Raw genomic sequence first — 16,298 nt, 5'->3', positions numbered from 1 at the left:
ATTTTCACGCAATGAAGTAGTGCATGGTGGTTTTCTAAGCCATCACTGGATGGTGGTTTTGAGCTGTTGCTGCTGTTCTTGTTTAAACGTTTTTCCAGCTCTGCTATCCTTGCCGCCTGTTGCGTCATTCTCTTTTCTAGTTCCGCAATCCTAGCCAATAGTGTGCTGATGATTTGTTCGTAGTATTTCATGCAGCTATTTGATCACAACCACATAATTTTTGAAATTTTTTTTTACATGACTGTATCCGAGATACACCGCAGGAGATCCCTCACCCTCGCTGCGCTCGGGTTCGGGATGACGCGGGGAGTTACATGAAATTTTTAATTTGGAATCAATGAAACTATAACTAGGAAGGTGAGACGAGCACATGAAAAAATATGATTACCGGGTGATATTTACTTCACCCAGTAATCCAGAAATTGACTATCCATAAATACTAACCAATTTTGCCTGGTTCAACTGCTCAAAAGCACGTTTTGCCGGTACAAAATTTGGATATTGTGTCACTAAACGTTGTAAAATCATACGCGATAAAATTTCATCTCCCTGATTCCACTCATTTAATGCTTGCAGATACATAAAATCAGCTGTTTGCTCTGGAGTAAAGGAAGCTTTATTCATTAACACAGGTTCAATAAAACTCACACGAGCCTGATTTTGAGCTTCCATTCTCTGTAAAACTTTACGCGCCTGTATGCTACCATTATCACTGGCCTGCTGTAGTAGTTCCTTACCCTTAGAAAGAGATCGCTCACCAGCAGTTCCCTCCAAATAATAAGTCCCTAATTGGTACTGTGCATAAGCATTTTGGCGTGCGGCCAGTTTTTCATAAAGACTTGCAGCCATTTTGGGATTTCTCTCAACACCCAAACCATAATGATACATTCTTGCTAAAGCCAACATCGCCTTTTCATTACCTTTAGCAGCAGATTGTTGGTAATACTTAATTGCATCATTAAAATCAAGTTTGGTAATAACTCCTGTTTCTGATAACAATCCCAATTGATAAAGCGCATTGTCATTACCTAAATCTGCAGCCTTTTTATACCAGGATAAAGCTTGTTGTGTGTCACGAGATTGTCCGAGGCCATTAAAATAAATTGCTCCCAACTGATTCATTGCTTCATGAACTTGATGGGTTGATGCCTCAACAAATAAATCCCTTGCTTTTTGATAATTGACTGGTGTGCCTTTGCCATACAGGTACATTAACGCCAAATCATATATTCCTAAAGCATCTCCTTTCGCAGCAGCTTGTTCATATGCCTTGAATGCCTGTGCATAATTATCATTGACTGTTTCATCAATAAAACCAAGAGCAACGGAAGCCTCAGGCAAGGCAGGAGCTGCTTTCTCATACCACTGCTTGGCCAAATTATAATCAGGCTCGCCATTCTCACCTAATTGATAAAACTGACCTAACAGATATTGAGCAAGAGGGTTTCCTTGTTCTGCAGATGCAGTATACCAACGTTGTGCCTCTGCCAAATTAGGTTCAGAACCCAAACCCTTTTCCAGCATAAAACCCAATTTCAATTGCGCATACTGATCTCCTTTTTCAGCCAAACCAGTATAAATTTGTTTGGCTTCCTGCATTTTCTCTGGATCAGAATTTTCTGCCAAATAGAAATCTGCCAAAACGATTCCTGCGTGACTGTTACCTAATTTATAAGACCGTATTAAATTAGGTAAAAAGTCTTGCTCATTTTGTTTTTGCAATACCGCCATATTAAAATCTGCATAAGAGAATTTATCATCAATAGATTTCTGCAATTGCTCCATTCCTTTTGCCTTGTCTTGAGCAATGCCCTTTCCTTCTGCAGAATAAGTTCCTAAGATAAAATCGCTTACTGAGTTTTGTCCTGCTTGCTGATACCAAGTGATCGCTTGTCCTGGGTCCGCTTTAACACCAATACCCCGGTCATAGAGCAATCCCAGCAATAATGCGGCGTTTTCATCTCCAGTAGCCGCTTGCTCCTTAGCAATAAGAAAAGCTTGCGCCTGCTTTGCCTTATCCTGATCCATAGCATTATAAAAGGCAAGAGGCAGTAATGCCTGGGAAATACCTCTATCTGCTGCCCCTTGATACAGTTGACGAATCATTGCTATTTTGTGCTTCCTGACATTGACACTTAAACCGCTATCATTTTGACGCGCCAAATTATCTGCAAGCTCATATTCTGCAGGGCCGTAATTATTGGCTGCAGCCAGATATAACATGGAGGTTGCTTGTTCTGGATTGGGCTGAATATAAACTGTACCATCCGAACCAGTTATCCCCTGGGAAAGGATTCTGGCCAAAACGTATTGAGATTTTTTATTTCCTTTAAACGCTGCATCGGTTAAATCATTTAATGCAAGCTGATAATCATTTTTATCCTTAGCGTGTTGTAAATATAAAATGCCTAAATTGTATTCTGCCCCCAAATGCTGCTGTTGCGCCGCATTTTGATAAAAAATAATGGCTGAAGAATCACTTTGTGCTACACCGATGCCATATTGAAACATTTGTCCTATTTGAAACTGCGATTGGGCATCACCTAATATTGCTCTGAAATATAGTTGATTAAACATAGACATGTAGTTAAGTTGTGCTTGCCAACCTTGAGTCCACAAATCCATGATGCTGGCCTGTGAATTATCATCATAATCGTAATAATTAGCATCTATATAAGGCGCTGGTAAATTCAACTGGGCATATATTGGGGAAGTTGTTCTTTCCAAAGCAGAAAGCTGCGGGTCTAAAGGATAAAGAGGATATGTCCATTGATTTGCCTGGAAACTTGGGATTTTACTCAAGAGTGCATCGTAATAACTGGTGATTGGAACATCATTTGGTTGAACTAATTCAAATTGAGGCTGAAATATAGACTGACGCATTATCTTTTTCAGCTGGGGTGCTTGGTTATAAGCAAAATCTCCTAGTACTGCAGGATTATGCCAAGCACTAAGTATTCCTTTCATTTGAAAATCAGTTTGCTCGAGTTTATCGGTAGTACCATTACTCAACCACAATGCTGCTTGCGCTAAAGCTGCTTCCTGATTTTTTGCACTTTCATCCTGAATTGCCTGATTCTGCCATTGTTTTGCCAAATCTTGATTGGTGTCAACGCCTATTCCTTTTTGATACATTTCAGCTAACTCACGTTTCGCTTGTGGCAATCCATTCTGAGCTGCTTTCAACGTCCACATAAATGCAGTTTTAGGATCATAAATTGGACTTTTTTGTTGTAAATAAATGTGAGCTAAGTCCAAGTAGGCCTCATCACTTGATTGATTTCCTGCTTTATTAAACCACTGCAAAGCTTGTTCTTTTTGATTTTGCTCTAAAGCCAATTCACCTAATGCCACCATTGCAGGTGCAAAGCCTTGAGCTGCTGCTTGATTTAATAATTCCTCGCCTTTCTTTTCATCTTTATCGACCAGCTGCCCTTCTAGATAAAGCTCCCCCAACCTGGTTATTGCTTGAAGATTACCATTGGCAACTGCCTTATTTAACCAAATGAGACCTAGTTTACGATTTGATGAATTACGACTATCAATAAAATTCTTTGCTAAGGTAAATTGTGCGAGGGAATTACCACTTTTTGCCGCATTAATGTAATATCGAGTTGCCGCATCTGTATTTTTCTTTACCCCAACTCCATACATGTAAGCTGCTGCCGTAAACATTTGGGCGTCTACATCTCCTGCATCGGCGGCTTTTTTAAACCACGCAAAAGCTTGTTGCGGATCCTTATCATGCAATAAAGTATATTTCGCCATCAGTTGAATTGCAGGTAGGTATCCTTTTTGTGCGGATTGGGTAAAATAACGTATTGCCAACAAGTTGTTTTTTAATTGGCCATACCCATAAAGATAAATTCGTCCTAAGTAATAATCGGCGACTGCATTTTTTCCCGATTGACTCATCAAAGGCTCTATCGCTTTATTATAATTCCCTAATCGATAAGCACTAAACTCATCAGCAAAAGCATTTTGGCCAGCTGATGCAACGAATAAACATACCCAAGGTACTAGCGATTTCATGACAATTCTCCCTCTTTGCATGGCAATTTAACTGAATTTTTATCATTATATTTTCAGATTTATACCCCAGGTATTATGCCATAATGCACTACTTCATTAACTGCCCCATTTCTCGTTGTGCCATCGACTATCCAATAATTACCTTTATTATTCAAACCAAACTTAACATTAACGTATTCACATACTTTAATCGTATCTGCACAATCTATAATTTTTCCATAGGAGGTTTTACCATCACCCGCAGTACAAATAAATTTGACTAATGGTTCTCCAGTAGCTAATGCCGCCCATTGGCGACCGCCTATTGAATGATTATATCGAGTTGTGTACTGACTGTCTTCATCGCGCATTTGGTACAAACTGACCGTTTGTGGTGATTTATTAAAGAAAAAATACAAAGATTGCAAAGCGCCCTCTTTCCCTGGGAAAAGAGATAATACTTTTAAACTTTCCTTATATCCTACTGGCCTGCATCCTATAGGAAATCGTGCTTCTTCCTTTTCCGCCTTGGCTTGTGCCTCTTGAGGATCATTTTTTTTGAGTTTGGCTGCTTCAAGTTGTGCAGACATTAGTCCTAAGAAAAGCATCAATGAAATTGAAGTGATTTTATTTATTGTATTCATTATATTTCTCACTCACTGTCATTTATTGGACGTACAATAACCGTTGTACCCATAAAATTATTTCGTTCGCTGGATAATTCAACAAAGTTCAGATTTAACCATTTTGCATCCTGGGTAAACATACGCACACATCCATGGCTCGCTCTTACTCCGGGGATATCGTCGGAGCCATGTAATGCGAAACCCTTATGGAAAAACATGCAGAAAGGCATCTTTGCGCCACCTTTACCTATGGGGAATACATCGGATGTACATTTTTCATTTTCTTTACTGAAAACCCGATAAATCCCTGTTAAAGTGCGACAAGAACGATTGGCATCAGGGCATCGGTCTCTTCCAGATGAAATAGGTCCCCATTTCACCAAATTACCTTCGGCATCATAAGCTCCAAAAGCCAATTTATCCTGATCGACAATAATTTGTTTTTGATGTTCATTTGAAATTTTTAATGGGAAAGGAGCAACATCAAAAACAGTGAGATAAGCTAAATTTTTCGGAACAGCGATAATCTTTCCGGCCCATAAAGGGTTATAGGTCCGATTGACTCTTTGCACAATGTCACGCTGATTTTCATCCGGAAATAAAGTCTCCCAACTTTGTCCCGACTCTACCTTAATACAATCGTATTGTGGGTATCCACATAATCCTGTGCCATAAAAATTTCCCGCATTCACTATGGCAGCCATGAGCATCATCAATGCAGCTGAAAGTAATTTATACATATGCCCCCCTCTCACCTTTACTTATTATTTTTACATGCAAGATTTGTGCTTAAATATCAATTTATTCTAATTATTATTCGAGCATATCTAAAATAAGTTTAGTACGAATATTAGAGTTTTTGCTAGGGTTATGAATAATATTCTAATTTGTTGATGATTAACCTAGGTAAAATACCCGTCCATCCCGAATACAACGAGGGCTCTCCATACTGTAGGGTCGTATTATGACGAGCTCCCCCATTGCACTTGGGATTTGCTGAAGACAATGCGCTAATCCAGCGCTACAATTTTTTCATGGCTACACTTATTCGCCATGAAAAAATTGAAAAATGCGTTTTGCCAAATGTTCACTAATTCCTGATACTTTGGCAATTTCTTCCACTGGAGCCTTAGCAAGCTCTCGTATTCCACCAAAACGATGCAATAATGCTTGTCTACGTTTTGATCCAACTCCTTCTATATCCTCGAGAGTTGATTCTAATCTCTTTTTTTGTCTTTTTTTACGATGAGCAGTAATGGCAAAACGGTGCGCTTCATCACGAATATGTTGTAACAAGTGCAATGCTTTAGAGTCATCAGGTAAAGTCAGTTCATGTGCTTCATGCACTAAAATCAACTTTTCCCACCCCGCTTTGCGTGAAGGTCCTTTAGCCACCCCCAGCATGTTTACCGTTGATATACTTAAAGACTCAAGCACTTTCTGGGCGACCGCTACTTGTCCTTTACCTCCGTCAATAATTAACACGTCGGGCAAGGATTGAATTTCCACTAACCGCTTAAAGCGACGGGTAATGGCCTGCTCCATTGCGGCGTAATCATCTCCAGGAGTAATGCCTTCGATATTAAAACGTCGATACTCATTAGGACAAGGCCCTTCATGATCAAACACAACGCACGATGCAACAGTTGCCTCGCCTTGTGTGTGACTGATATCAAAGCATTCCATTCGCCCAATTTGTTTTTTCAGCCCCAAAAGCTGTTCTAATTCTTGGAAACGAGATCTCATTGTAGAATGTTTCGTAACATATTCTGCTACTGAGACACGTAAATTATTCAGTGCAAAATCCATCCAGCGAGACTTAATGCCACGGGGATTCACTTGAATTTTACACAATTTACCGCGCTGTTGTGATAATACCTCTTCCAAGGATTGATGATCCACTAAATCATGATTCGTAATGATTAATGCAGGAATCTTCTCCGGAACATCCAAATAATAAAATCCTATAAATGCATCAAAAGTTTGTTGCCACAAATCGTCGATATTGAGTTCATCTTCTAAGCCTTTTTGAGGTACCGATGGAAAATAACTACGACTTGCCAAGACTTGGCCTTCACGAATAGTCACGCATTGGACGCATGCAAAACCAGGGCTAACTTCAATGGCAATAGCATCCGCATCCCCACGTAATTGTAAAACCCCCTGTTGTTCTTGCACCAATCGCAAACTCTTAATTTGATCGCGCAAAAGTGCTGCTTCTTCAAAATTCAATTCGCTTACAGATTTATCCATTCGTTTGGCAAGTTCATCAAGAATTAATTGGGACTTACCCTGTAAAAATCGCATAGCATCCTGTACCGAGCGTTTGTAATCCTCAGGAGTTATATAATTGACACAGGGTGCAGTACATCGTTTAATTTGGTACTGCAGGCAAGGTCTTGAGCGTGCATTAAAATAACTGTCCCGACAATTTCGAACTTTAAAGACTTTTTGTATCGTTACTATAGTTTCTTTTACCGCGGCACTACTAGGATAAGGGCCAAAAAAATCACCGGAGAGAGGCTTTTTTTTAGATCGATAGCTTTCTATACGTGGAAAATCAGGATGATTGGAAAGGTGAATATAAGGATAAGATTTATCATCTCGTAATAAAACATTGTATTTGGGTTTTAATGTTTTAATCAGATTACTTTCGAGTAATAAAGCTTCTGTTTCGCTACGCGTAACAGAAATTTCTATAGAGGCAATTTGACTCACCAAAGAACGTGTTTTAATGCCTGTATTTTGTTTGTTGAAATAGCTTGTTACCCGTTTTTTTAGATTGGAAGCTTTACCTACATAAAGAATATTGCCTGCTTCATCCAGCATACGATAAACACCAGGCTCATTAGGTAACTGTGTGAGAAACAACGCTAATTCAGTAGAGATATTCATGTAATAATAGCAGTAATTCTTGGTTTAAATGTAGCCTGGGTGGCACTATACCCCAGACTACGCGCCAGGACCTTTAATCTTCTGACGTTAAATCGATGGGATTTTCTATAATTCCATGTTTCAGAGCTAAGTAAGTAAGCTCAACATCATTTTTAATACCTAATTTTTCAAATGTTCGATATCGGTAGCCATTAATTGTCTTGGTACTAAGGAAAAGCCTATCACTAATTTCTTGCACATTCATGCCGCTGGTAATCATCAACATTACTTGCATTTCACGTTCGGATAATACATCAAAGGGTGAACCTTGTACTTCCTCCAAACTATTAATCGCAACTTTCTGCGCAATTTCAGCACTAAGGTATTTTTCTCCTTTGGCAACTTTACGTATCGCAGCAGCCATTTCTTCGGCACCTGACTCTTTCGTCAGATACCCCATAGCGCCTAATTGCAAAACACGGGTAGGTAACAGATCAGAACACATCGCGGTTACAGCAATAACCTTGACATGCGGATTAGATTTTTTTAGACGACGTGTTACTTCCCAGCCATCAATACCAGGCATTTTCATATCTAAAAGGACCACGTCAGGAGAATGTTTTTTTACTAATGCTAAAGCTTCTTCACCGCTTTCTGCATCAGCGACTACCTCTACATCCGACATATCTTCGAGTAATCGTCGAATACCCATTCGAACCAATGCATGGTCATCAACAATTAGTACTTTAATCAAATAATGCTCCTTGACTTAAAAGCCAATGAACAAACTAGGTTGCTCGATGTTAACAAGACTAGCTGTTCATTACAATACATAGATTAACATGCTCTAATATGAATATTAGGGTTATTTGGATCCAACTTAAAAAAAGGTGGAAACTCCCCTAATTCTCGAGTTCGAGCTAAAAGTTTGCCTATGTCAGATAACACAAAGTCGTACAAAACCTGATAATCATTTATCACAAAATAAACTGGTTGCAGCATATCGATACGGTACGGCATGCGAAATGCGGCTATTGGTTCAAAAATCACTCTCAGCGGAATATCACTTTCTACACTATATACAGTTTCACTAATGGAAGACAGTATTCCACCGCCATAAGCTCGAAGCCCCTTTGCACTCTTAATTAATCCAAACTCAACGGTAAACCAAAACAAACGTTGGAGTAAGGGCCAATCTGATTCAGGGAAAGTTAATACTTTTCGAGCATAATCATAAACGAACTCTGCATACACCTTATCTGTCAACATGGGACAATGACCAAAAACTTCATGAAAGATATCAGGCTCTTTAACATAATCCAACTCTTCTTCATTACGAATAAATGTAGCAACAGGAAAATGTTTGGTTGCCAACAATTCAAAAAATTCTCGAGCTGAAATTAATGCTTCGACTGCAGATACCTGCCAACCCGTTTCCGCTTTAAGTCTATGATTTATATCTGGAATTTGAGGAATTGATTCAGGCTTTATAGCTAAAGTTTTTAATCCAGTTATGAATTCATCACAAGCCCTTCCTGGTATTAGCTTGATTTGTCTTTCAAATAAAATACTCCAAATTTTATGTTCTTCTGCAGAATAATTAACAAACCCTTGAGCGTCAGGAACATGCGCTACATAACGGCTTGAAAATTCCATAATTTCTCCTTTACACACAAATGATCGTAAAAATTAATCTCAAGAGCAGTACTATCTTAAAAAAAATCACCTTTTCTAGTTATTAGGCAATTTCAGAATAAATGTCAATAACTATTACAGATTTTTCAAATTATGCTATAAAATCAAGCTAATATGATCTTCGGAAATAGACAATGACAGCAGCCATTTTAGCAACCGGTGATGAAATTGTTCATGGCGATACCTTAAATACTAATGGTCGCGACATCGCCCATGCCTTAAGCTCAGAAGGTATATCTTTAGGCCTTCACCTTTCATGCAGTGACAAAAAGGCTGATATTGTCAATTGCTTGCAGTTCTTAACAAAAAAGCATGACATCATCATTATCACAGGTGGACTTGGACCTACTACCGATGACCTTACTCGCTTTGCCTTATCTCAATTTACAGGCGAGGCATTAGTGCAACATTCTGAAGCTCTAGAGCACATAAAAAACCGCTTACGAGATGCCAAGCTAACCCTCAATTCGGGAAATTTACAACAATGCCTTTTCCCTGAACAAGCCATACTTTTACCTAATCCTGTAGGCAGCGCCTTAGGATGCCATTACCAATGGAACAATAAAACCATTTTTTTATTACCTGGCCCACCCCGTGAATGTTTACCAATGTTTAACAATTACGTAATGCCTATATTGCAGCAAACTACTCACAGCCAAAAACAGATACTCAAGTGGCGAATTTTTGGCTTGGCCGAAAGTGAAATAGCCCAAAAATTGGAAGATGCACTTCAAAATATTGACTGTCAAACAGGCTATAGATGGGAATCACCATATATTGAATTTAAAGTCCGTTGTACTCCCAATTTGATTCATAAAATTAAAGCCATCGTTGATCCGATTCTAGAGCCACATATTATTAGTTCTGTAGAGAAAAAAGCTTCTGAAAACTTACGCGAATTAATTGCACGTATCAATGAGCCAATAACGATTATCGATGAAGCAACAGGAGGATTACTGCAATTACTACTGACCAAACCTCATATATATCATTTACTGCATTTTAGTGGTTTACATAAAAATAAACTGTATTTTCATATACGTGGTTTATCAGAGTATTGGCAGCAACAGCCAACAAATGGGACAACACAATTAATCATTGACTACAGTAATCACTCTCAGGAAGGTCGTGAAACCCATAACATACCCTATCGTAGGGTTTCAGTAGTTGAACATGCTGCAGAATGGCTATGCTTCAGACTCTTTCATCTCATCAATCAGCTGCATCAATGAATAGCACAACTGTTGTGTTCCTTCGCCACTGATAGCGGAGATAGCAAACACCTTATCCTTCCAACCTAGGCCATTTATTATAGCCTGTATTCGTTCCTCTCGACTCGCTGTATCGGGTAACATATCTATTTTGTTCAAGACCAGCCATCGAGGTTTTTGTAAAAGCTCGGGATTGTATTCTGCCAACTCATGAATAATTGCTTTAGCTGATGCAACTGGATCACTGTCATCTACTGGAGCGACATCAATTACATGGAGTAACACACAGGTTCGTGAAAGATGTTTTAAAAATCGATGCCCAAGTCCAGCACCGGTTGAGGCTCCTTCAATGAGGCCGGGAATGTCAGCCATTACAAAGCTCTTGTGTGAAGAAACGCTAACAACGCCCAAGCTGGGATGCAACGTTGTAAAAGGATAATCAGCTACTTTTGCTTTTGAACTGGAAACTGCGCGAATTAAAGTAGATTTTCCGGCGTTAGGCAATCCTAATAGACCTACATCAGCCAAAACACGCAATTCCAAACGTAAATGTCGTGATTCCCCTGGACTTCCTGGGGTAGTTTGCCTTGGAGAGCGATTCACACTACTTTTGTAGCGTGTATTACCTAAACCATGAAATCCACCTTGAGCAATCAATACAGGCACGCCTGGCTCTTTAATATCACCAAGCAATTCTCCTGTATCAACATCATAAACCATCGTGCCAACGGGTACTTTTATCGTTAAATCATCACCTTTTTTACCAGTACAATTTCCACCCATACCGTGCTGACCATTACGTGCTTTAAAATGTCGCATATAACGGAAATCAACAAGGGTATTTAAATCCGTACTGGCTTCAAAATATACGCTCCCGCCATCACCACCATCACCACCATCAGGACCACCACGTGGTATGAATTTTTCGCGTCTGAAGCTTAGACAACCATTTCCGCCATTGCCTGCTTCTACTTTTATCACTGCTTCATCAACGAATTTCATGACCAACCTCAAAATAAAAAAAAACCCCGTTGCCGGGGTCAATAACAACATTGCATTCGGGTATAATATGTAGCCTGGATTAAGAAAATTATAATCCAGTATACATCATAACACCAAAGCCGCTGTGCGCGGCATAATGGTTTCCCGTAGGAATTAGTTCGCAGCTTCTTGTTGTGCTTCTGCAACTATAGTTACGTATTTACGATTTTTGTCACCCTTGACAACAAATTGTACTAAACCTTCAACCAAGGCATACAAGGTATGATCACGACCACAGCCTACGCCAGGCCCTGGATGAAAACGTGTGCCACGTTGTCTTACAATTATTTCACCCGCATTAACGAATTGACCGCCATAACGCTTTACTCCAAGATACTTGGGATTCGAGTCGCGGCCGTTACGAGTACTACCACCTGCTTTCTTATGAGCCATTGCTATCCTCTCTTACTTGCTTATCGCAGTAATTTTAACTTGCGAATAATATTGTCTGTGCCCCATTTGTTTTCTATGGTGCTTACGACGACGAAACTTGATAATTTTAACTTTTTTGTGACGACCATGATCAAGCACTTCAGCTTTCACTGTTGCCTTGGCAACTAATGGTGTACCACAAACGATTTTATCACCATCAGCTAACATTAATACTTCTTCAAATTGTATTTCATTGCCAACATCTTCAGGCAGTAATTCAATTTTTAACACATCACCTTCCTTCACGGTGTATTGCTTACCGCCAGTTTTGATTACCGCATACATAATATTTCTCCAATTCGCCTGATTGGCTATCACAAATTCAATAAAGTCGCATATTCTATGAAATTATGACTATGACTTCAAGTTCATTTTAAAATATTGTATACTTCGCCACCCTTTCCGGATTTTTTTAATTCATTATCCGGTGTTTAATCTGGTCGCGGATTAAATTTTAAAGGAACTGTATCAATTCACCACATTCACATTTTGGTAAAAAGCCAGATTGAGTGGCTGTGCGAATAGTTACAAAAAACTTATATAAATTTTGGAGTATATAATGTCAAACATCCTTTTAGAAGCACAAACAAGAACGGATATGGGGAAAGGTGCGAGCCGCCGCCTACGTCGTCTTGAAAATAAAGTACCTGCTGTAATTTACGGTGGTGATAAAAAACCAATGTCAATTCATTTTCAACATAACAAAGTAGTTAAAGCTTTGGAAACTGAAAGTATCTATTCCAGTGTTTTTGATATTACAATCGATGGCAAAGTTGAACATGTTATTTTAAAGGCATTGCAACGTCATCCCTACAAACCTGTTGTAATGCATATGGATTTACAACGCGTTTCTAAAACAGACATTTTAACTAAATTGGTACCTGTTCACTTTATCAACGAAGATAAAGCTCCTGGTATTAAAGCTGGCGGTATCATTAACCATACTATGACTCAAGTAGAAATCCGTTGCCAAGCAAAAGACCTACCTGAATTTATCACAGTAGATATGGCGGGCGTTAAAATGGATGATGTTGTTCATTTATCTCATTTAAAACTGCCTAAAGGGGTACAACTGACTGTTGATGTTACAGATGGAAGTCATGACGCGCCTGTTGTAAGCATTCACATGCCCAGAGCAAATGTAACAGAAGAAGCAGCTGAAGCGACAGAAGTTCCAGCATCTGCTGTACCAACTGTTAGCGCTGAGAAAAATGAAGAATAATATTCAAGTTTGATTGAAAAAATGTAAACCGTAGCCTTGGTGATGCGACGGCCAAACCCGGGAAATTTTGTGCAAACTTAACCCGGGTTCGACTATACGCTTTGCCCAGGCAACATAAGCTCAAGAATCAAGCCCCCTATCAAAGAGCTATATCATGGCCATAAAACTTATCATTGGTTTGCGTAACCCCGGATCAGCCTATGAACAGACGCGTCATAATGCCGGTGGATGGTTAGTCTCCGCCTTAGCTCAGCGACATAGTGTCTTTTTCAAATTGGAAAAAAAAATGCAAGCCGAACTGGCTGATTTGGAATTAAATCAGCATTCAGGTAAATTGGTTTTGCCGATTTCTTTTATGAATCACAGCGGTCAACCTACCCGGCATATTAGTCAATTTTACCGAATTCAACCCGAAGAAATATTGGTTGTACATGACGAACTGGATTTACCTCCAGGACGCATTAAACTTAAAACGGGTGGAGGCCATGGCGGTCATAATGGCCTAAGAGATATAATAGCCCAATTAGGTAGCCCGGAATTTCACCGCTTACGAATTGGAATTGGTCATCCTGGCCATAGAGATTTAGTTCATCAATTTGTGCTCGGTAAACCCTCAGCACAAGATAGACAATTAATTTATGATGCAATTGATAGAGGCATCGCGGTAATGCCTTTAGTCTTATCTGGTGATTTGTCCAGAGCGATGAATCAATTGAACGTTTAGGACTGCTTCTCGGCAATGTAAAAATCCTATTCGATCTGAATAAGATGACGGAGTAACAGTTAGTTTAGTTTTAAGGTGTGTTCGATATAAGCAGATAGGTTATCCGATTATATCGAACTTAATTATTGAGAATGAATCCCGTATAAAATGCTTCACATTTTTATGGGATAACGTCCGTTTAACGACATAAAACGTAGAAAATTATTTTCTGTTTTTTATATCGGACTCACGTTAGTTTTAACAATTAGAGGTATTACTCATGGGATTTAAATGCGGCATAGTGGGCTTGCCCAATGTTGGTAAATCAACTCTGTTCAATGCACTCACCAAAGCAGGTATTGAAGCAGCAAACTATCCTTTCTGCACTATTGAACCCAATGTCGGGATAGTTACTGTTCCCGATCCCCGTCTCGATGCTTTGAGTGAAATAGTAAGACCACAACAAGTTCTTCCGGCAACCATGCAATTTGTTGATATCGCTGGTATCGTAAAAGGAGCATCCAAAGGCGAAGGCCTAGGGAATCAGTTTTTAGCCAATATTCGCGAAACCGATGCCATTGCTCATGTAGTCCGTTGTTTTGAAAATACTGATGTGGTGCATGTAGAAGGTCATGTTAACCCACTGAGTGATATCGAAGTAATTAATACAGAATTGGCATTAGCAGATATGGAAACTCTTGAAAAAGCCATCTTAAAAGCCGGAAAAAATAGTCGTAGCGGTAATAAAGAGGCAATTTTTGAAATGAAAACCTTGGAAAAAATCAAGGCCCACCTTGATGAAGGGTTTCCTGTCCGTACCCTTGAATTAAGTGCCGAGGAAGAACCTATTGTACGTCGTCTATTTCTACTCACCGCAAAACCAGTACTCTATATTGCAAACGTCGATGACAATGGTTATGAAAACAATCCATTACTGGATAATGTTCGTAACTTAGCCTTGAAAGAAAAAGCCAGTATTGTCGCTCTTTGTGCAGCAACTGAAGCGGAATTGGTCGAATTGGATGAGGCAGATCGCCAAGAGTTCATGGAAGATTTAGGGTTAAGCGAGCCCGGATTACATCGAGTGATTCGTGCAGGTTATGAGTTGTTAGGATTACAAACTTATTTCACTGCTGGAGTAAAAGAAGTAAGAGCCTGGACCATTCCTAAAGGAGCGACAGCGCCACAAGCAGCAGGTGTTATCCATTCTGATTTTGAAAAAGGATTCATCCGCGCCGAAGTCATAGCATATGATGCATTTATCACGTGTAAAGGTGAACAAGGTGCCAAGGAAGCCGGAAAGTTACGCCTCGAAGGCAAGGATTATATCGTTTGTGATGGAGATGTAATGCATTTCCGATTTAATGTTTAAGTTCAAGTAAACCCCAGTTTTACTTGACAATTCGTATGCTCAAACCTTAGCATTTGTTGATTGAATCGTAGAGGACAAACAATGGCGATTGACAGTATACGCGCGCTAATTAGTGACGATTTTAATGCAGTTAATACTTTAATTGTAAATAAAATTGAATCGCAAATTGGCTTAATTGATGATATGTCCCACCATATAATACAAAGTGGCGGCAAAAGACTACGACCATTGTTGGTTCTTTTAGCAAGTAATGCATGTGGTTACCAAGGTAAAGAGCATATTACTCTGGCGGCGATGGTTGAATTTTTTCACACAGCCACTTTACTTCACGATGACGTTATTGACGAGTCTACACTCCGAAGAGGACGTCAGACAGCAAACGACATCTGGGGTAGCAAAGCAAGTATTCTGGTTGGTGATTATCTCTTTACCCAATCAATAGAGCTCATTGTTGATTCCGGCAATTCAGACGTACTTAAGCTCTTTGCCAAAACTGCACTCGAAATCAGCTGCGGAGAAGTAAAACAACTATCCAACCGCCATAACCCTGCGTTAACCTTTGATGAATATTTTGATGTGATTCGTGCAAAGACGGCTCTTTTATTTGCTGCTGCTGCCTGTATAGGCCCAATGATCAGCAACGCGTCTAAAGAGCTACAAGACAGTCTCTATTCCTATGGCCTGCATCTAGGTAATGCCTTTCAGCTTGTAGATGATGCTCTAGATTATTGTTCTGATGCCAAAACTATAGGCAAAAACATAGGAGACGACTTAGCTGATGGAAAAGCTACATTACCTTTAATTCATGCATTACAACATGGTACCGAACTGCAGAAAGAGCAAATAGTGAGTAGTTTGAAACAAGGCAGCCTAGATTTCTTACCCGAAATTCTTATTGCGTTGGAAGAAACAAAAGCAATAGAATACACAAAAAAAATAGCAGCACAAGAAATCGACAAAGCATTATCCTCTTTGACGATATTACCCGATTCAAAATATAAAGAAGCGCTTATCAATTTGGCACAATTTGCTTTGCAAAGAAGCTATTAATTTTTTTAGTATTAAGTAGTCTGAGTATCGTGTAAAACCTGGAGTGCCAAGACAGGATTTA

The 16,298-nt window shown here is 39.4% G+C and carries 15 protein-coding genes; 5 read left to right on the top strand and 10 right to left on the bottom strand.

The features are described from left to right. The 7 genes from BW930_RS16910 to phhA all read right to left on the bottom strand — a co-directional run. Nucleotides 1-191 (bottom strand): DUF6444 domain-containing protein (locus BW930_RS16910; protein WP_254843422.1); only part of this gene is annotated, 191 nt, incomplete at its 3' end. Between the two features lie 235 nt (nucleotides 192-426). Continuing rightward, the gene (locus tag BW930_RS02670; RefSeq protein ID WP_058466533.1) at nucleotides 427-4,032 is read right to left on the bottom strand and encodes a tetratricopeptide repeat protein; all 3,606 of its coding nucleotides are present in this window, start codon (nucleotides 4,030-4,032) and stop codon (nucleotides 427-429) included. Nucleotides 4,033-4,091: 59 nt separating this feature from the next. Then, entirely contained in the window at nucleotides 4,092-4,655 is a 564-nt protein-coding gene (locus BW930_RS02665; protein WP_058466534.1) for a hypothetical protein, read from the bottom strand. An 8-nt stretch (nucleotides 4,656-4,663) separates the two neighbouring features. After that, the gene (locus tag BW930_RS02660) at nucleotides 4,664-5,377 is read right to left on the bottom strand and encodes a L,D-transpeptidase (protein WP_058466535.1); all 714 of its coding nucleotides are present in this window, start codon (nucleotides 5,375-5,377) and stop codon (nucleotides 4,664-4,666) included. A 304-nt stretch (nucleotides 5,378-5,681) separates the two neighbouring features. Continuing rightward, on the bottom strand, nucleotides 5,682-7,532 hold the full coding sequence (gene uvrC, locus BW930_RS02655) for an excinuclease ABC subunit UvrC (protein WP_058466536.1): 1,851 nt from the start codon (nucleotides 7,530-7,532) through the stop codon (nucleotides 5,682-5,684). A gap of 73 nt (nucleotides 7,533-7,605) precedes the next feature. Continuing rightward, a complete protein-coding gene (gene letA, locus BW930_RS02650; protein ID WP_058466537.1) occupies nucleotides 7,606-8,265 on the bottom strand; it encodes a two-component system response regulator LetA in 660 nt (219 codons plus the stop codon). 83 nt (nucleotides 8,266-8,348) lie between these two features. Next, nucleotides 8,349-9,167 (bottom strand): phenylalanine 4-monooxygenase, encoded by an 819-nt coding sequence (gene phhA / locus BW930_RS02645; protein WP_058466538.1) that lies wholly within the window; start codon nucleotides 9,165-9,167, stop codon nucleotides 8,349-8,351. 173 nt (nucleotides 9,168-9,340) lie between these two features. On the opposite strand from phhA, the gene BW930_RS02640 reads away from it, so the two are divergent. Next, nucleotides 9,341-10,438, top strand: coding sequence for a competence/damage-inducible protein A (locus BW930_RS02640; protein ID WP_058466539.1), 1,098 nt, complete (start codon nucleotides 9,341-9,343; stop codon nucleotides 10,436-10,438). Here BW930_RS02640 and cgtA read toward each other — a convergent pair. The 3 genes from cgtA to rplU all read right to left on the bottom strand — a co-directional run bounded on the left by cgtA (nucleotide 10,394) and on the right by rplU (nucleotide 12,175). Further along, complete coding sequence (gene cgtA / locus BW930_RS02635; RefSeq protein WP_058466540.1) at nucleotides 10,394-11,419, bottom strand: Obg family GTPase CgtA; 1,026 nt, start codon at nucleotides 11,417-11,419, stop codon at nucleotides 10,394-10,396. The genes BW930_RS02640 and cgtA overlap by 45 nt on opposite strands. 153 nt (nucleotides 11,420-11,572) lie before the next feature. Continuing rightward, nucleotides 11,573-11,851 carry a 50S ribosomal protein L27 gene (rpmA, locus tag BW930_RS02630; RefSeq protein ID WP_058466541.1) on the bottom strand — a complete coding sequence of 93 codons (279 nt, stop codon included), beginning with the start codon at nucleotides 11,849-11,851 and terminating at the stop codon, nucleotides 11,573-11,575. A 12-nt stretch (nucleotides 11,852-11,863) separates the two neighbouring features. Beyond that, nucleotides 11,864-12,175, bottom strand: a complete 312-nt coding sequence (gene rplU, locus BW930_RS02625) for a 50S ribosomal protein L21 (RefSeq protein ID WP_058466542.1) — start codon at nucleotides 12,173-12,175, stop codon at nucleotides 11,864-11,866. 274 nt (nucleotides 12,176-12,449) lie between these two features. On the opposite strand from rplU, the gene BW930_RS02620 reads away from it, so the two are divergent. The 4 genes from BW930_RS02620 to BW930_RS02605 all read left to right on the top strand — a co-directional run bounded on the left by BW930_RS02620 (nucleotide 12,450) and on the right by BW930_RS02605 (nucleotide 16,237). Next, nucleotides 12,450-13,112 (top strand): 50S ribosomal protein L25/general stress protein Ctc, encoded by a 663-nt coding sequence (locus BW930_RS02620; protein WP_058466543.1) that lies wholly within the window; start codon nucleotides 12,450-12,452, stop codon nucleotides 13,110-13,112. Between the two features lie 154 nt (nucleotides 13,113-13,266). Next, nucleotides 13,267-13,836: an aminoacyl-tRNA hydrolase gene (gene pth / locus BW930_RS02615; protein ID WP_058466544.1), complete on the top strand. Its 570-nt coding sequence runs from the start codon at nucleotides 13,267-13,269 to the stop codon at nucleotides 13,834-13,836. A gap of 259 nt (nucleotides 13,837-14,095) precedes the next feature. Beyond that, entirely contained in the window at nucleotides 14,096-15,187 is a 1,092-nt protein-coding gene (ychF, locus tag BW930_RS02610; RefSeq protein WP_058466545.1) for a redox-regulated ATPase YchF, read from the top strand. A gap of 81 nt (nucleotides 15,188-15,268) precedes the next feature. After that, on the top strand, nucleotides 15,269-16,237 hold the full coding sequence (locus BW930_RS02605; protein ID WP_058466546.1) for a polyprenyl synthetase family protein: 969 nt from the start codon (nucleotides 15,269-15,271) through the stop codon (nucleotides 16,235-16,237). Nucleotides 16,238-16,298: the final 61 nt, after the last annotated feature.

It is taken from the genome of Fluoribacter gormanii (genome assembly GCF_900156395.1).
Lineage (GTDB): Bacteria > Pseudomonadota > Gammaproteobacteria > Legionellales > Legionellaceae > Legionella > Legionella gormanii.
This window is presented reverse-complemented; position numbering and strand designations above follow the sequence as displayed.